General features: G+C 67.2%; 14 protein-coding genes, 1 tRNA gene and 1 CRISPR repeat array. Of the genes, 3 read left to right on the plus strand and 12 right to left on the minus strand.

Translation table 11 applies throughout. The features are described 5' to 3' along the window. Positions 1–39 precede the first annotated feature (39 nt). From cyoE to EKG36_RS02090, 4 genes are read right to left on the minus strand one after another with little or no spacing between them, the layout of a single operon-like run. Complete coding sequence (gene cyoE, locus EKG36_RS02075; protein ID WP_126480552.1) at positions 40–957, minus strand: heme o synthase; 918 nt, start codon at positions 955–957, stop codon at positions 40–42. After that, positions 939–2,015, minus strand: coding sequence for a COX15/CtaA family protein (locus EKG36_RS02080; protein ID WP_246007405.1), 1,077 nt, complete (start codon positions 2,013–2,015; stop codon positions 939–941). Before EKG36_RS02080 ends, cyoE begins: the two co-directional genes overlap by 19 nt. A 5-nt stretch (positions 2,016–2,020) precedes the next feature. Next, on the minus strand, positions 2,021–2,557 hold the full coding sequence (locus EKG36_RS02085; RefSeq protein ID WP_126480554.1) for a hypothetical protein: 537 nt from the start codon (positions 2,555–2,557) through the stop codon (positions 2,021–2,023). Then, positions 2,554–3,291: an SURF1 family protein gene (locus tag EKG36_RS02090; RefSeq protein WP_126480556.1), complete on the minus strand. Its 738-nt coding sequence runs from the start codon at positions 3,289–3,291 to the stop codon at positions 2,554–2,556. Before EKG36_RS02090 ends, EKG36_RS02085 begins: the two co-directional genes overlap by 4 nt. Here EKG36_RS02090 and EKG36_RS02095 point away from each other — a divergent pair. Further along, positions 3,290–3,484: a DUF2909 family protein gene (locus tag EKG36_RS02095; protein ID WP_126480558.1), complete on the plus strand. Its 195-nt coding sequence runs from the start codon at positions 3,290–3,292 to the stop codon at positions 3,482–3,484. The two genes, EKG36_RS02090 and EKG36_RS02095, sit on opposite strands and share 2 nt — an antisense overlap. A gap of 6 nt (positions 3,485–3,490) precedes the next feature. Here the strand turns inward: EKG36_RS02095 and EKG36_RS02100 are convergent, their stop codons facing one another. The 5 genes from EKG36_RS02100 to EKG36_RS02120 form a co-directional block, all read right to left on the minus strand. Further along, on the minus strand, positions 3,491–4,354 hold the full coding sequence (locus EKG36_RS02100) for a cytochrome c oxidase subunit 3 (protein ID WP_126480560.1): 864 nt from the start codon (positions 4,352–4,354) through the stop codon (positions 3,491–3,493). Beyond that, a complete protein-coding gene (locus EKG36_RS02105; RefSeq protein WP_126480562.1) occupies positions 4,351–4,944 on the minus strand; it encodes a cytochrome c oxidase assembly protein in 594 nt (197 codons plus the stop codon). Before EKG36_RS02105 ends, EKG36_RS02100 begins: the two co-directional genes overlap by 4 nt. 16 nt (positions 4,945–4,960) lie before the next feature. Continuing rightward, entirely contained in the window at positions 4,961–6,592 is a 1,632-nt protein-coding gene (gene ctaD, locus EKG36_RS02110) for a cytochrome c oxidase subunit I (protein WP_126480564.1), read from the minus strand. A 50-nt stretch (positions 6,593–6,642) separates the two neighbouring features. Beyond that, positions 6,643–7,761: a cytochrome c oxidase subunit II gene (gene coxB / locus EKG36_RS02115; RefSeq protein ID WP_126480566.1), complete on the minus strand. Its 1,119-nt coding sequence runs from the start codon at positions 7,759–7,761 to the stop codon at positions 6,643–6,645. A gap of 123 nt (positions 7,762–7,884) precedes the next feature. Then, entirely contained in the window at positions 7,885–8,058 is a 174-nt protein-coding gene (locus EKG36_RS02120; protein WP_126480568.1) for a DUF2970 domain-containing protein, read from the minus strand. A 207-nt stretch (positions 8,059–8,265) separates the two neighbouring features. Here EKG36_RS02120 and EKG36_RS02125 point away from each other — a divergent pair, with 207 nt between their 5' ends. After that, positions 8,266–8,622: a hypothetical protein gene (locus tag EKG36_RS02125; protein ID WP_126480569.1), complete on the plus strand. Its 357-nt coding sequence runs from the start codon at positions 8,266–8,268 to the stop codon at positions 8,620–8,622. Between the two features lie 193 nt (positions 8,623–8,815). Here the strand turns inward: EKG36_RS02125 and EKG36_RS02130 are convergent, their stop codons facing one another. Next, positions 8,816–9,547: an LrgB family protein gene (locus EKG36_RS02130; RefSeq protein ID WP_126480571.1), complete on the minus strand. Its 732-nt coding sequence runs from the start codon at positions 9,545–9,547 to the stop codon at positions 8,816–8,818. After that, a complete protein-coding gene (locus EKG36_RS02135) occupies positions 9,544–9,903 on the minus strand; it encodes a CidA/LrgA family protein (RefSeq protein WP_126480573.1) in 360 nt (119 codons plus the stop codon). The genes EKG36_RS02130 and EKG36_RS02135 overlap by 4 nt, the downstream gene beginning before the upstream one ends. A gap of 212 nt (positions 9,904–10,115) precedes the next feature. Here EKG36_RS02135 and EKG36_RS02140 point away from each other — a divergent pair. Next, positions 10,116–10,192 (plus strand) — tRNA-Pro (locus EKG36_RS02140). A 408-nt stretch (positions 10,193–10,600) separates the two neighbouring features. Further along, positions 10,601–14,839: a CRISPR direct-repeat array (repeat unit 29 nt; unit sequence CGGGTCATCCCCGCACCTGCGGGGACCAG). Between the two features lie 106 nt (positions 14,840–14,945). On the opposite strand, the gene cas2e is transcribed toward EKG36_RS02140, so the two are convergent. Beyond that, the gene (gene cas2e, locus EKG36_RS02145; RefSeq protein WP_126480575.1) at positions 14,946–15,242 is read right to left on the minus strand and encodes a type I-E CRISPR-associated endoribonuclease Cas2e; all 297 of its coding nucleotides are present in this window, start codon (positions 15,240–15,242) and stop codon (positions 14,946–14,948) included.

Below are 15,242 nucleotides of genomic sequence, written 5' to 3' on the forward strand. Positions count from 1 at the left end.
CGGGCCAAGACCGGCGACGGCTACCCCGCCTCCCGCCGGCTAAACCGGCCAGGCCGCGGCGTAGTGGTCCAGCAGCAGGACCCCGAACACGCCCAGGATGTAGCGGATCGAGAACCAGAAGGCGGCGATCGGCGCGGCCGGGTCGCGGCCGCGCCAGACCCGCCAGTTCCACACCATGAAGCGGGCGTTCAGCGCCAGCACCCCGGCCAGGTACAGCGCCCCACTCATGCCGATGACGAAGGGCAACAGCGTCACCGCCACCGTGAGCCAGCCATAGAGCCACACCTGGAGCCGGGTGAAGGCCTCGCCATGAGTGACCGGCAGCATCGGCACGCCGGCCCGGGCGTACTCGTCCCGCTTGTGGATGGCCAGGGCCCAGAAGTGCGGCGGGGTCCAGGCGAACACGATCAGCATCAGCAGCAGCGGCTCGGGCCCCAGCTGGCCGGTCACCGCGGTCCAGCCCAGCAGCGGCGGCGCCGCCCCCGCCACCCCGCCGATGACGATGTTCTGCGGGGTGGCGCGCTTGAGGAAGGCGGTATAGACCAGGGCGTAGCCGATCAACGAGGCCAGCGTCAGCCAGGCCGTCAGGGCGTTGACCTGCCAGTGCAACAGCGTGATCCCGGCCACCGACAGCAGCGTGGCCCAGCCCAGCGCCAGCGAGGTGGGCAGGCGCCGGCTGGCCAGCGGCCGTCGTGCCGTGCGCAGCATCAGGGCGTCCAGCCGGCGGTCGACCACGTGGTTGAAGGCCGCCGCGCCACCGGCCGCCAGGCCGATGCCAACCAACCCGAACCCCAGGGGGCCCGCGCCCGGCCAGGGACCGGCCAGCAGCATGCCGACCAGGCTGCAGACCAGCATCACCACCACCACCCTGGGCTTGCACAGGGTGAGGAGGTCGTGCCAGGTCCAGGTGGCGCCCGCCTCGAGGCGCGTCTGCTCCATCACGATGCCGTCAGGCATGGCTCCCCTCCTTCCGCGTGTTGTCGAGTATCGGCCGCCCCCCGGGGCAGCGGCCATCGCCAGTGCCAGACCGCCAGCAGCATGGCGGCCACCAGCGCCACCGCCCCGGCCGTGTGCAGCAGGGCCAGCCACAGCGGCAGCCACAGCAGCACATTGGCAATGCCGAGGGAGGCCTGCAGCAGGCAGGCACTGCACAGCAGGCCGAGCCATAAGCGCAGCCGCGGGTCACGCCGGTGGCGAAGCCCGAGTGTCAGCAGGCAGGCGATCAGCGCCAGGGCACCGAGGCGGTGGCCAACCTGGATGGCCGTGCGAGCCTCGGCATGGAGCTGACCATGCAGGTAGCTGGGCCCCACGGTCTGGGCCAGGTTGAAGCCTTCGGCCCAGTCCAGCGCCGGCCACCACTGGGCGTTGCAGGTGGGGAACCCCTGGCAGGCGATACCGGCATAGTTGCTCGAGGTCCAGCCGCCCAGCGCCAGCTGCCCCACCAGCAATACCACGGCCGCCCCCCATAGCGGGGTAAGGCGCCGGGGCGACCGCGGCGGCCCGACGCCGACCAGTTGCCGCAGCCGCAGGTGCAGCCACAGGAAGAGCCCCATGAGGGTGAGGCCACCGAGCAGGTGCAGGGTCACCACCTGGGGCCACAGCTTGAGCGTGACGGTGAAGGCCCCGAAGGCGCCCTGCAACAGGATGGCGCCGAGCAGGGCCAGGGAGAGCCGCCAGGGATAGCCGACGCGACGACGCTGGGAGGCCCCCAGCACCACCACGGCGATGACCAGCAGGCCGAGGAAGGTCGCCAGGTAGCGGTGAATCATCTCCATCCAGGCCTTGGCGGCTTCCAGCGGGACCTCCGGCGTGTGCGCCATGGCCCGCCCGGCATCCGGCACCACCAGCGCACCATAGCACCCCGGCCAGTCGGGGCACCCCAGCCCCGCATCCACCAGCCGGGTCCAGGCCCCGGCCAGGACCACCAGGGCCGTGAACACGGCCCCCAGCAGGGTCAGCCGACACAGCCAGCGCAGGCGCCGCTGCTGATCTCCAGACTCCCCGACCATGGCCATGGCCCTCACTCGGCATGGAGCCGCGCCACGGGCGGCTCGGGGTTGAGGCGCAGCAGCCGCTCGACGTCCTCGAGGACCTGCGCGGTCTCGACCTCGGCCCCATAGCGCAGCACCGCCCGGCCTTCCGGGTCGAGGATCCACAGCGCCCCCGGCACCCGCCACGCCGGCGGCCCCCCCGCCCAGGCGACCGGGGCCTCGCCCGGCAGGGCCGACGAGCCGCCACCGATGCGCAACCGGCTCACACGGTGCGCATCGCGCCCCAGGGCGCGATGCAACCGCCACCAGCGATCGGCCGCCTGCGGGCAGGCATCCGGGCAGTCGAAGGCCAGCAGCCAGTCATCGTCGCCGTCCTTGACCACCCGCGTCAGCGGCCAGTTCGAGAGCGCGGGGACGTCGGGATGCAGGGTACCGTGGGCGGTGCGCCCCTCGGGAATGCCCAGGCGCCACTCGACCATGCCCCAGGCCATGGCCATGGGCAGCGTGAAGACGGCGAACAAGGCGAGCAGCTTGAGCCGGGAACGGGCGGGACGGGACAGGCTCATGGGCGCGACTCCTCGGCAGAGCGTTGCGGGGCACGGCCATCTCGGCAGAGCCGACGGCCACCGACGACCATCATCACCAGGGCGGCCAGGGCCAGCCCCCACCATTGAACGGCATAGCCCAGATGACGCGCCGGGGGCAGGACACTGGGCTGCCACCAGGAAGCGAGATGGCCGGGACCGCTCTCCAGATGCAACCAGCCGGCGTGGGCGAATGCGCCCGGCAACGACCAGGCGGCCAGGTCGATGCGCTGCAGCCGTTGCCCCTCGCGATTGGGGCCGAACACCGGGGCCGCCTCGCCGTCGACCTGCCAGCGCCCCTGGAGCCGGACCACCCCCTCGGGGGTGGCCACGCGGGGCGTGGCCCGGCTGGGGCCGGTGGCCAGGAAGCCCCGCTCGACCAGCCAGAGGCGCCCATCCTCGCCGCGCAGGGGCGTCAGCACCGCCACCCCGAGCCGCCCCTCATGGGTCCGGTTGTCCAGAAACAGCGTCTCGTCGGCCAGGTACTGCCCCTCCAGGGTCAGCCGCGCCCCGTTGGGCGGCGCCGTCCGGGGGGCCTCCAGCCGCGGCGCCGAGGCGAAGCGCGCCAGCATCTCGCGCTTGTCGGCGGCGCGTTCCCACTGCCATAGTCCCAGTCCCAGACCCAGCCCCACCAGGCAGGTCCAGAACCCGCACCAGATCGTCAGGCGCAGGCCGGCGTGCCGCTTGGTGGATGAGCCTTCAACGGAGTGTTCCATGCTGCTCAAGACCCTGATTACCTTCGTCTTTGTTGCCATGGTGGCGAGCCTGGCGGCGGGTGCCGGCTTCCTGATCAAGGACGGCGGTCGCTCGCGGCGGGTGCTCGCCTCCCTCAAGCTGCGAGTGGGCCTGGCGGCACTGCTGATGGCCCTGCTCGTCTATGGTTTCTACATCGGCGACCTCGGTACCTGAGCCCCGTCAGAACACATAGACGAAGGTGAACAGGCCGATCCACACCACATCCACGAAGTGCCAGTACCAGGCGGCCGCCTCGAAGCCGAAGTGGTCGTCGCGGGAAAAATGCCCGCGCTGCACCCGGACCAGGATCGAGATGAGGATGATGGTGCCGATGATCACGTGCAGGCCGTGAAAGCCGGTCAGCAGGAAGAAGGTCGCACCGTAGATGCCCGCCTGCAGGGTGATGCCGTAGTGGCTGTAGGCCTCGTAATACTCGAAGCCCTGGATGGTGATGAAGCAAAGCCCCAGCAGCACAGTGCCCAGCAGCCAGTGGCGAGCGGTCTCCCGGTAGCCTTCCTTGAGGCCCTCGTGCGCCACCGTCAGGGTGATGCTCGAACTGACCAGGATCAGGGTATTGACCAGCGGCAGGTGCCAGGGACTGAATGTCTCGTGGGGCCCCTCGATGGCCGCATCCGGTGGGTCCATCAACGGCCAGGAGGCGGTGAAGTCGGGCCACAGCAGGGCGGCCACCCCCTTGGCGCCCTCGCCGTCCAGCCAGGGCAGCGCGAAGGTGCGCACATAGAAGAGCGTGCCGAAGAAGGCGGCGAAGAACATCACCTCCGAGAAGATGAACCAGCCCATGCCCCAGCGGAAGGAGCGATCCATCTGCGCATCATAGAGGCCGCTGCGTGATTCGTGGATGACATCGCGGAACCACAGCGTCATCACCGCGAGGATGGCCAGCAGGCCCACCACCATCACCGGCAGGCCGGCGATGCCGTACACCAGCAGGGTGCCGGTCCCCGCCATCATCGCCCCCATCGCCAGGGAGGCCAGCGCCGGCCACTTGCTGGAGGCCGGGACATAGTAGGTGCCACCGCTCATGCTTGGTCTCCTTCACTGATGAACCCCAGATAGCGCCGTGCCAGCGTCTGTTCCACGGGATAGAGGGTGTAGACCAGAGTCACGGTCTTGATGTCGTCGGGAAGGTCGGGGGTCAGCTGGAAGACCAGTGGCGCCTCCAGGCGCTCCCCGCCGGCGAGCCGCTGCTCCTGGAAGCAGAAGCAGGTGATCTTGCGCAGGTGCAGCGAGGCCTCGGAAGGCGACACGCTGGGCACCGCCCGCGCCAGGCTCGGCCCCTCGCCCTGGTTGCGGAAGCGGAAGACGACCTCGCGGCTCTCGCCGGGGTGCACGCGCAGCTGGCGGGTGTCGGTCTCCAGCTTCCAGGGCAGGCCCGGGCTGCCCCGGGTGATGAACTGCACGGTGATCGTGCGCGTGGTGTCCATGTCGGCATGGACGAGGCTCTGGGCACTGCCGCTGGTCTTGCCGTTCAGCCCGGTCACCTGGCAGAAGACGTCGTAGAGGGGCACCAGCGCGAAGGCGAAGACGAACATGCCGGCCAGCACCACCAGCGTCCGGGACACGGTGCGCCGGACGCCCGTCTGTCTCGCCTGTTGGTCGCCGTTGGCCGCCATGCCTGCCCTCCGGTGGTCAGTGCTGCTGCGGTTTGAAGTCGGGAGGCGTCTCGAAGGTGTGCAGCGGCGCCGGGCTGGGCACGCTCCACTCGAGGTCCTCGCCCCCCTCCCAGGCCCTGGCCGGCGCCTTCTCGCCGCCGCGGATGCAGAGGATCACCACGGCCACGAAGAGCAGCTGGGAGGCACCGAACAGGAAGGCCCCAAGGCTGGTCACCATGTTGAAGTCGGCGAACTGCAGCGCATAGTCGGGAATGCGCCGCGGCATGCCCGCGAGCCCGGCGAAGTGCATGGGAAAGAAGGTCAGGTTCACGCCGATCACCGACAGCCAGAAGTGCCACTGGGACAGGCGCAGATGCGGGTAGTGGCCGGTCCACTTGGGCAGCCAGTAATAGACTCCGGCCATGATGGCGAACACCGCCCCGGGGACCAGCACATAGTGGAAGTGCGCCACCACGAAATAGGTGTCGTGGTACTGGAAGTCGGCCGGCGAGATGGCCAGCATCAGCCCCGAGAAGCCACCGATGGTGAACAGCACCACGAAGGCCAGGGCGAACAGCATCGGCGGCTCGAAGCTGATCGAGCCGCGAAACAGGGTGGTGATCCAGTTGAAGACCTTCACCCCGGTGGGTACCGCGATCAGCATGGTGCTGTACATGAAGAACAGTTCCGCCACCAGCGGCAGGCCGACGACGAACATGTGGTGGGCCCAGACCAGAAACGACAGGATGGCGATGGAGGCCGTGGCGTAGACCATGGAGGCATAGCCGAACAGCCGCTTGCGGGCGAAGGTCGGGATGATCACCGAGACGATGCCGAAGGCCGGCAGGATCATGATGTAGACCTCGGGGTGGCCGAAGAACCAGAACAGGTGCTGGAAGAGCACCGGGTCGCCGCCCCCCGCCGCATTGAAGAAGCTGGTCCCGAAGTTGATGTCCAGCAACATCATGGTGATCACGCCGGCCAGCACGGGCATCACCGCGATCAGCAGGAAGGCGGTGATCAACCAGGTCCACACGAACAGCGGCATGTCCATCATGCGCATCCCCGGGGCCCGCAGGTTGAGGATGGTGGCAATGATGTTGATGGCCCCCAGGATCGAGCTGATGCCGGCCAGGTGCAGCGAGAAGATGAAGAAGGTCGTCGACGGCGGCGCATAGGTAGTGGACAGGGGGGCATAGAAGGTCCAGCCGAAGTCGGGGGCTCCACCGGGCATCACCAGGGTCGACAGCAGCATCAGGAAGGCCACGGGCAGCAGCCAGAAGCTGAAGTTGTTGAGCCGCGGCAGGGCCATGTCCGGCGCCCCGATCTGCAGGGGGACCATCCAGTTGGCGAGCCCCACGAAGGCCGGCATCACCGCCCCGAACACCATGATCAGGCCATGCATGGTGGTCATCTGGTTGAAGAATTCCGGCTGGACCAGCTGGAGCCCCGGCTGGAAGAGCTCCGCCCGGATCACCATGGCGAAGATGCCGCCGATGAAGAACATGGTCAGGGAGAAGATCAGGTAGAGGGTGCCGATCTCCTTGTGGTTGGTGGTCAGCAGCCAGCGCATCATGCCGCGCGGGGCATGCGGCGCCCCGGCGGCCAGGCCGCCGCCCGCGGTCTCCTCATACTGCGCAGTGGGCTTGGGAGGCAGGTGCGAAGCCATCGAAATTCTCCCTGGTTGCCGTCTCGTATAGGTGGAGGGCTGCCGCCCGACTAGTCGGAAAGCTGCTCGGCAATGGCCGAGGGCTGAATGACATCACCGGTCTCGTTGCCCCAGGCATTGCGCTCATAGGTGATCACCGCGGCGACCTCCACCGGATTGAGCGTGCTGCGGAAGGCCGGCATGGCGGAGCCCGAGACGCCGTTAACGACGGTATCGATATGCCGCTCCCGGTCGTCCATCAGCGTCTGGTTGCCGGCCAGGGCCGGAAAGGCCGGCGGGTTGCCGGAGCCATCGGGCTGGTGACAGGAGGCGCAGATGGTGCCGTAGACCTGCTCGCCCCGCTCCATCAGCTCCTCGCGGGACCATTCGCGATCCACGCCCATGGCCTCCTGGGCCGCCGCCTCCTTGCGCTGGGCGAGCCAGGTGTCGAACTGCTCGGGCTCCACCGCCTTGACCACCACCGGCATGAAGCCATGGTTGCGACCGCACAGCTCGGCACATTGGCCGCGATAGATCCCGGGCTCGTTGATGCGCACCCAGTTCTCGTTGACGAAGCCGGGCACGGCGTCCTGCTTGACCGCCAGGTCCGGCACCCACCAGGAATGGATGACGTCGTCGGAGGTGAGCAGCAGGCGCACCTTGCGCCCCGTCGGCAGCACCAGCGGCTCGTCCACTTCCAGCAGGTAGGTGTCGTCCTTGGCATCGCTGCCGTCGATCTGCGCGCGCGGCGTGGCCAGGTTCGAGAGGAAGGACACCTCCTCGCCCATGTATTCATAGCGCCAGCGCCACTGCTGACCGGTGACCATGACGTCGAGATCCGCCTCGGAGGCGTCGTACATGTTCTTCAGGGTGGCGGTGGCCGGGACGGCCATGCCGACGAGGATCAGCAACGGGATGATGGTCCAGATGATCTCGACGGTGGTGTGCTCGTGGAACTGGGTGGCCTTGGCCCCCTGGGAGCGACGGTAGCGGAACAGCGAATAGAACATCGCGCCGAAGACCACGACCCCGATGACCACGCAGATCCAGAAGATGATCATGTGCAGGGAGTGGATCTCGCGACTGACGTCGGTCACCCCGACCGGCATGTTCCAGCCGTTGGCCAGTACGACCTGGGACAGTCCCGTGAAGGCGAGTCCCGCCGCCATCGACACGAGCCGCTTGCGCATCGCCCCCTCCTGAATCGTATTGTTGTATTAGCCATGCCTTGATCGAGTATAGAAGCCCGCCAGGACATCACCGGCCAGAGGGAAGCCGCCCCGTAAACGCGCCTATCAACGTTCAGCACGGCATCATTTCGCCGCCATCGAGGCCACCAGAGCGATCAACACGACCAGCACGACGCCCATCACCACGCCGACGATGATGAAGGGACCGGCCCGGCCCTTCTCGAAGTCCTCGCGCCGACGGGCCTCCTTCTGGACGCCGAAGAAGGCGGCCAGCACCGACTTGATCACGTTCCACATGGGGTAATGCCTCCTCACTGGACGTTTGCCCCGGGAGTATGGCTCAGCACGACGACAGCGGGGCGTTGACCTACATCATCACAAGCGACGAATGCACGCCACGACGCTCCCGGGACAGGCATGCCCTTCTATACTGGTAACGATGCGGAGCGCGCCGTGCTCGCGGCCTCCGCAGCGCCTGTCCCCGACACCTCCAGGAGACGCGTGATGACTGAACAAAAGGGTGATGCCGCCGATGCGCTCAAAGAGCCCACTGACGCCATGATGCAGTTGTGGAGTCAGCAATGGCTCCAGGGCGTCACGCCCATGGCCCGCATGCAACTGGCCTGGATGGAAAGCCTTGCGGAAGCCATGCAGTTCGAGGCTCAGTGCCTGCATGCGCTGGCCGAGAGCGGCCAGCGGCTATCCGGGTGTATCAACAGCGAGACCCCCGCCAACCCGCAGGACCTCCAGGAGTGCTACCAGCAGCTCATGGAACACGTCACCCAGACCCACATGCAGCGGCTCGAGAAGGTCGCCGAGCTGTCAGAGGACTTTCGCAAGCGGATTTGGGAGGAAATCTGAACCACTCGCCGCCTCGCCCCCGCAGGGCCATCCAGTGGCCCCGGGGGCGACTGTGCTTTGTCTGAAAACTGCCTGCGCTCGCCCATCCGGCGTTAAAAATCGGCTCAAAGTACTCATTTACACCGCGTAAACTCCGTCTTTTCTCCGATTTTTGCCTTGTCTGGCCATCGCTCGCCGACTTTTCAGACAAAGCTTAGCCTAGCCCCAGCAGGCGAGTGATCAGCGGCAGCAGGAAGGCCGTCAGCAGCCCCGTCAGCCCCATGGAAAGCCCCGAGAACGCCCCGGCGACGGCGCCGAGCCGTGCAAAGGAATGCGCCGTGCCGAAGCCGTGGGCGGCCAGCCCCATGGTGAAGCCCTGCACCGCGGGATCGGTGATCCTCAATAGCCGGAAGATCGGGGGGCCGAGAATGCAACCGATGGAGCCAGTCAGCAGCACCAGTCCGGCCGCCAGCGAGGGAATGCCGCCGATCTGCTCGGCGATCCCCATGGCGATGGGCGAGGTCACCGAGCGCGGCGCCAGCGACATCAGGGTCTCGTGGCGCGCCCCGAACAGCATGGCCAGGCCGAGGGTGCTGGCCACGGCGGTGACGATGCCGGTGACGCAGGCCACCAGCAACGGCAGCAACAGCCGCCGCACGCGCTCGCGGTGATCGTAGAGCGGGATGGCCAGGGCTACGGTGGCCGGCCCCAGGAGGAAGTGGATGAACTGGGCGCCCTCGAAGTAGGTGGCGTAGTCCATGTCCACCAGCAGCAGAAAGCCGATCAACAAGGCAATGGATAGCGTCACCGGATGCAGCAGCGGCGTGCCGCCCAAGGCCCGGTTGACCCTCACCGCCAGCTGGAACGCCAGCAGGGTCACCAGCAGCGACAGCAGCGGATTGCCGGAAAGGTAGACCCAGAGCTGGTCGAGGGCCGCAACTTTCATGACGACCTCCGGGCACGACGCCCCTGGAGCCGGGCCAGCACCCAGCCGGTTACCGCGAGGGTCACGGCGGTGGCCGCGAACAGGGTTATCACGATGGGCCAGAAATCGGCACCGATCAGGGCGCCATGCACCATCAGTCCCACGCCCGCCGGCACGAACAGCAGCGTCAGGTAGCGCAGCAGTCCCTCTCCCGTGCTCCTCAGGCTACTCGGCACCTTGCCGTACACCATCAGGCTCGCCAACAGTATCACCATGCCGATCACCGGCCCCGGTATCGACACCCCCAGGCCCCTGGCGACCAGCTCCCCCAGCATCTGGCATGCCAGCAGCATGCTCATTCCCATGATCAATGGCATCGCCGCCCTCCCCGGCTCGGCTTGTGTCTCACAGCACCCGTTCAGGTCCTTATTGTGACAAAGCCTGGCCGTACCGGCACCGCCCGGGCCAGCAGGGCCAAGCAATTGAAACAAAAGCGCAAAAGGGGGCTTTTCATTTGCCGTGGAACGCGCTAGTATACGCCTCGTTCTCGGGGGTCAGGCAGGATCAGGGCCCGAAAAAATGAGGACGTCGGAGCGTGGCGCAGCTTGGTAGCGCGTTGCAATGGGGTTGCAAAGGTCGCAGGTTCGAATCCTGTCGCTCCGACCATGAACACCAAGAGAAACCGCCACTTACGGATCATGCCGGGTGGCGGTTTTTCGTTTGTATCGCTGTGGGTTCCGTATGGGTTCCATGCGATAGCAACAACAAACCACGACCAACCCGACCTTTCGACACAGTGGCCGGTCGGTGTCCATGCTGGCGCTGGTAACGGTCAACATAATCTCGCAGTAGTTGGTACGCCTCGGCAACCTCTAGGCCCCTCGGTGTTGTGCTCATAAGTCTCGTGTCACCCCTTCGAGTCGCACAGGGGGAAAGTTTCAGATTCGGTATTGTATAACACGCCAAATTGCGTAAGCGCCGAACCTGTAAAGCCGCGTTCAGCCATTAGTTGCAGGGTGCCGGATGATCGTAGTGTCGAAGGAAAGGCGTCAAAAAGTCGCTGCCGCCCCCGACGGGGTCATCCCCGCACCTGCGGGGACCAGTCCAGTAATATCCCGCCTGTCGCTCGCTCATCCGGGTCATCCCCGCACCTGCGGGGACCAGTAGGCGAATACCTCCAGGTCTTCGGTTCGGACCGGGTCATCCCCGCACCTGCGGGGACCAGGATCACATAACTGGAGTTACACCACCCCCTAACGGGTCATCCCCGCACCTGCGGGGGCCAGGCTTCTCATCATTCGATGACCTCCTCTAGCTGCGGGTCATCCCCGCACCTGCGGGGACCAGCATCACTGTCGCGGATTGGCCATGCTAGCCATCGGGTCATCCCCGCACCTGCGGGGACCAGCCCATGGACAACGAGGGCAACCGCCTCGAGGACGGGTCATCCCCGCACCTGCGGGGACCAGTTCTCCCGGGGCCGGTAGTAGTAGGCCCCGTGCGGGTCATCCCCGCACCTGCGGGGACCAGCATGGCGACTGGATCAACGGGCATTCCCGCACCGGGTCATCCCCGCACCTGCGGGGACCAGGGACGCCTGTTCTTCGATTCATCGACCAGGGGCGGGTCATCCCCGCACCTGCGGGGACCAGGCCATCAGGCTGGGCGGCATCGGGGAAAACACCGGGTCATCCCCGCACCTGCGGGGACCAGAGTGGCGCCACCCAGGTGTCGGGTATTGATGGCGGGTCATCCCCGCACCTGCGGGGACCAGCCCGGCATCGTCCGGTGGCTGGAGGGGCTGGGCGGGTCATCCCCGCACCTGCGGGGACCAGAGGGCGTGCCATCAGGGAGAGGGCATTCATGGCGGGTCATCCCCGCACCTGCGGGGACCAGAGAAAGAGGGGCTAGGTATTCGGTGGCGGAGTCGGGTCATCCCCGCACCTGCGGGGACCAGGAATCCCAGCGCCTCAGTCTGGCCGGCGACGTCGGGTCATCCCCGCACCTGCGGGGACCAGAGCCTGGCCGTGGGCCGGGCGGCCATCGTCAACGGGTCATCCCCGCACCTGCGGGGACCAGGAGTATGGTGCTGCCCCGCTGTTGCTCGTGCCCGGGTCATCCCCGCACCTGCGGGGACCAGGGCGCCCAGCTGCGCGCCGACCCGCGCGACGGCGGGTCATCCCCGCACCTGCGGGGACCAGGCCTCGAGGATGTCGAGCGCCGGTGACATGTCCGGGTCATCCCCGCACCTGCGGGGACCAGCGGCTGCCGCCCGTGCTGTGCTCGGCCTGGATCGGGTCATCCCCGCACCTGCGGGGACCAGGCGGTAATCTCGGCGGCCAGCAGGCCGGCGGCCGGGTCATCCCCGCACCTGCGGGGACCAGCCCCCGATGCTTTCACTAGCCTGCGCCGTGAGCGGGTCATCCCCGCACCTGCGGGGACCAGATGTCCTCGCCGGTCCAGGGGATCTGCACGCCCGGGTCATCCCCGCACCTGCGGGGACCAGCATGGCTGACCCTCCATGTGGTTGAACGAAGGCGGGTCATCCCCGCACCTGCGGGGACCAGTGGCAGGCCGGCTACCCGGCACTGTCCGTGCCCGGGTCATCCCCGCACCTGCGGGGACCAGGTGGGGCACACCATCGTCGGTGCCCCAACCACCGGGTCATCCCCGCACCTGCGGGGACCAGCGCCACGGCGGGCTCGGGCACCAGGTTGAAGACGGGTCATCCCCGCACCTGCGGGGACCAGCATCCCTGCCATGGGCCCCTCTCCGGAGGGGCCGGGTCATCCCCGCACCTGCGGGGACCAGAGGTAGTGCCGCACCAGCGCATTGACCTCGGTCGGGTCATCCCCGCACCTGCGGGGACCAGCGCTGCTGGCCGCGTGCCCAGCGCCGCGCCGTCGGGTCATCCCCGCACCTGCGGGGACCAGTCGGCGACCTGGGGTATCCGTCAGTTTCAGTTCGGGTCATCCCCGCACCTGCGGGGACCAGCTGACCCCGGCTGAGATGGCGCAAGAGGTGGACGGGTCATCCCCGCACCTGCGGGGACCAGTGATCTCGACCCTTACCATCCCTTTCTAGCTCCGGGTCATCCCCGCACCTGCGGGGACCAGAAAGGGGCATCAGCTCGGCGATACGGCTCATCCGGGTCATCCCCGCACCTGCGGGGACCAGCGTGGGTCGCTGCCGTCGTACTTGGGATTCACCGGGTCATCCCCGCACCTGCGGGGACCAGGTGGACCGAGGACCCGACCAGCGGCGAAATCACGGGTCATCCCCGCACCTGCGGGGACCAGACGCCCTCCCGGGCCGCCATCTCTTTTACCTGCGGGTCATCCCCGCACCTGCGGGGACCAGCCATTAAAAACTATATTTCTCAGGCTCGCGAACGGGTCATCCCCGCACCTGCGGGGACCAGGGCTGGACCAGCGAGATGGGCCTCAGCCAGGCCGGGTCATCCCCGCACCTGCGGGGACCAGTTTGGCTGTTGGGCATGACGTGCCTCCTGCGCCGGGTCATCCCCGCACCTGCGGGGACCAGATAAACAGATTGATGGCTACCTCGAGGGGTTTCGGGTCATCCCCGCACCTGCGGGGACCAGGACACCAACCCCGACGTGATTCAGGACCAACGCGGGTCATCCCCGCACCTGCGGGGACCGGGCCTTGTCTACACCCAGCGGGACCGGCCCAAACGGGTCATCCCCGCACCTGCGGGGACCAGTTGACATGAGTCGCCCTCAGCAGGATGTGGAGCGGGTCATCCCCGCACCTGCGGGGACCAGACGGGCGACACGGTAACGCCACTGCCTGACGCCGGGTCATCCCCGCACCTGCGGGGACCAGGGACTGTCGGGGGTATTTTGCTGTGATTACGCTGGGTCATCCCCGCACCTGCGGGGACCAGCGGCGCAGGTCCTTCTCCACCTGGCGCCGCCACGGGTCATCCCCGCACCTGCGGGGACCAGTTCAACGGCTGGCTGAGCAATCCCTGAGAGAGCGGGTCATCCCCGCACCTGCGGGGACCAGGAGATCGCCGCACTGCTCGACCAGGGAGACACCGGGTCATCCCCGCACCTGCGGGGACCAGCCTGGCTCCGGGAAGTCCCTGCGTGCTGTCTACGGGTCATCCCCGCACCTGCGGGGACCAGGGCGGCAATCGGACCAAGCTTGGGCATGATACCGGGTCATCCCCGCACCTGCGGGGACCAGGCGTTCGGTGCGAGTGGTCACTCGGCATCCTCCGGGTCATCCCCGCACCTGCGGGGACCAGTATCTCGCATGGGTTCGCGCCCGCCCCTGCTGCGGGTCATCCCCGCACCTGCGGGGACCAGCAGGACACCGAGATAGCTACCCGCCAAGAGGCCGGGTCATCCCCGCACCTGCGGGGACCAGTGCCATCGATGGGAGCCCTCTCACCGTGACCACGGGTCATCCCCGCACCTGCGGGGACCAGTCCGCCCACTCTGGCGCATCATCCCATGAAGGCGGGTCATCCCCGCACCTGCGGGGACCAGCGTGTTCGTGATGATGCAATTGTCATAGGTGCCGGGTCATCCCCGCACCTGCGGGGACCAGAGCGTACCAGTCGGCAAACATCACGATGAACTCGGGTCATCCCCGCACCTGCGGGGACCAGGCGCCGAGTTGAAAGGCAGAGTCTTTAGCGGACGGGTCATCCCCGCACCTGCGGGGACCAGCATCAAGTACCACGGTACGCTCGACGTTACGCCGGGTCATCCCCGCACCTGCGGGGACCAGAACAGGGGGAAATGAAATGAAAATACTGGTAGCGGGTCATCCCCGCACCTGCGGGGACCAGCCTGACACTCTCGTTGAGCAGGTCGAGGCTTTCCGGGTCATCCCCGCACCTGCGGGGACCAGTCCACCCATGCGCCCTTTAGCCGGACGTGGTACGGGTCATCCCCGCACCTGCGGGGACCAGCGCAGTGCTGGCAGGCCAGCGCATCGTCATCGCGGGTCATCCCCGCACCTGCGGGGACCAGGGCGCCCAGTTCCCCCATCAGAACGGCCATCGCGGGTCATCCCCGCACCTGCGGGGACCAGTCGGATCCGCGCAGGCGGATTAGGTGCTCGGCCGGGTCATCCCCGCACCTGCGGGGACCAGCTCTGCCCGGCCTCACCCATGACGTTACCGGCCGGGTCATCCCCGCACCTGCGGGGACCAGGACAGAGGCGGTCGCGCCGTCCTGATATTCCTCGGGTCATCCCCGCACCTGCGGGGACCAGTTTCGCGAGATTGAGACGGCTACCGGGATCAACGGGTCATCCCCGCACCTGCGGGGACCAGTCTAATTGTAGATAACTGTTTACAATGAAGAAAATCGCCAGTGAATTTTCCACCAGCGATTTTGCTTACTTTTCAACCAGACTACATTGTTAAAGAACATGAAAAATCAGTTAGTTGGCTTTGGCGGCAGAAAACGCACCAGCCGTAGACCATCATGGTCGATCGGCTCGCGCCGGTTGACCCCGTAAGTCTGGAATTCGAAGCCGGACTCATGGTTGCTGGCCCAGGCCATGGCGACATTACCGTCCTCAGCCAGGGCATTGATCTGTTCCCAGATCGTTTCGCGTACGCGCTTGGTGACATCGCCGACGTATACACCGGCGCGAATCTCCAGCAGCCAGACGGCTAACCTGCCGCGCAAGCGCGGCGGCACCGCCTCAGTCACCACGACCAGCATCGCCAT

This window comes from Halomonas nitroreducens, from assembly GCF_003966155.1.
Lineage (GTDB): Bacteria > Pseudomonadota > Gammaproteobacteria > Pseudomonadales > Halomonadaceae > Halomonas > Halomonas nitroreducens.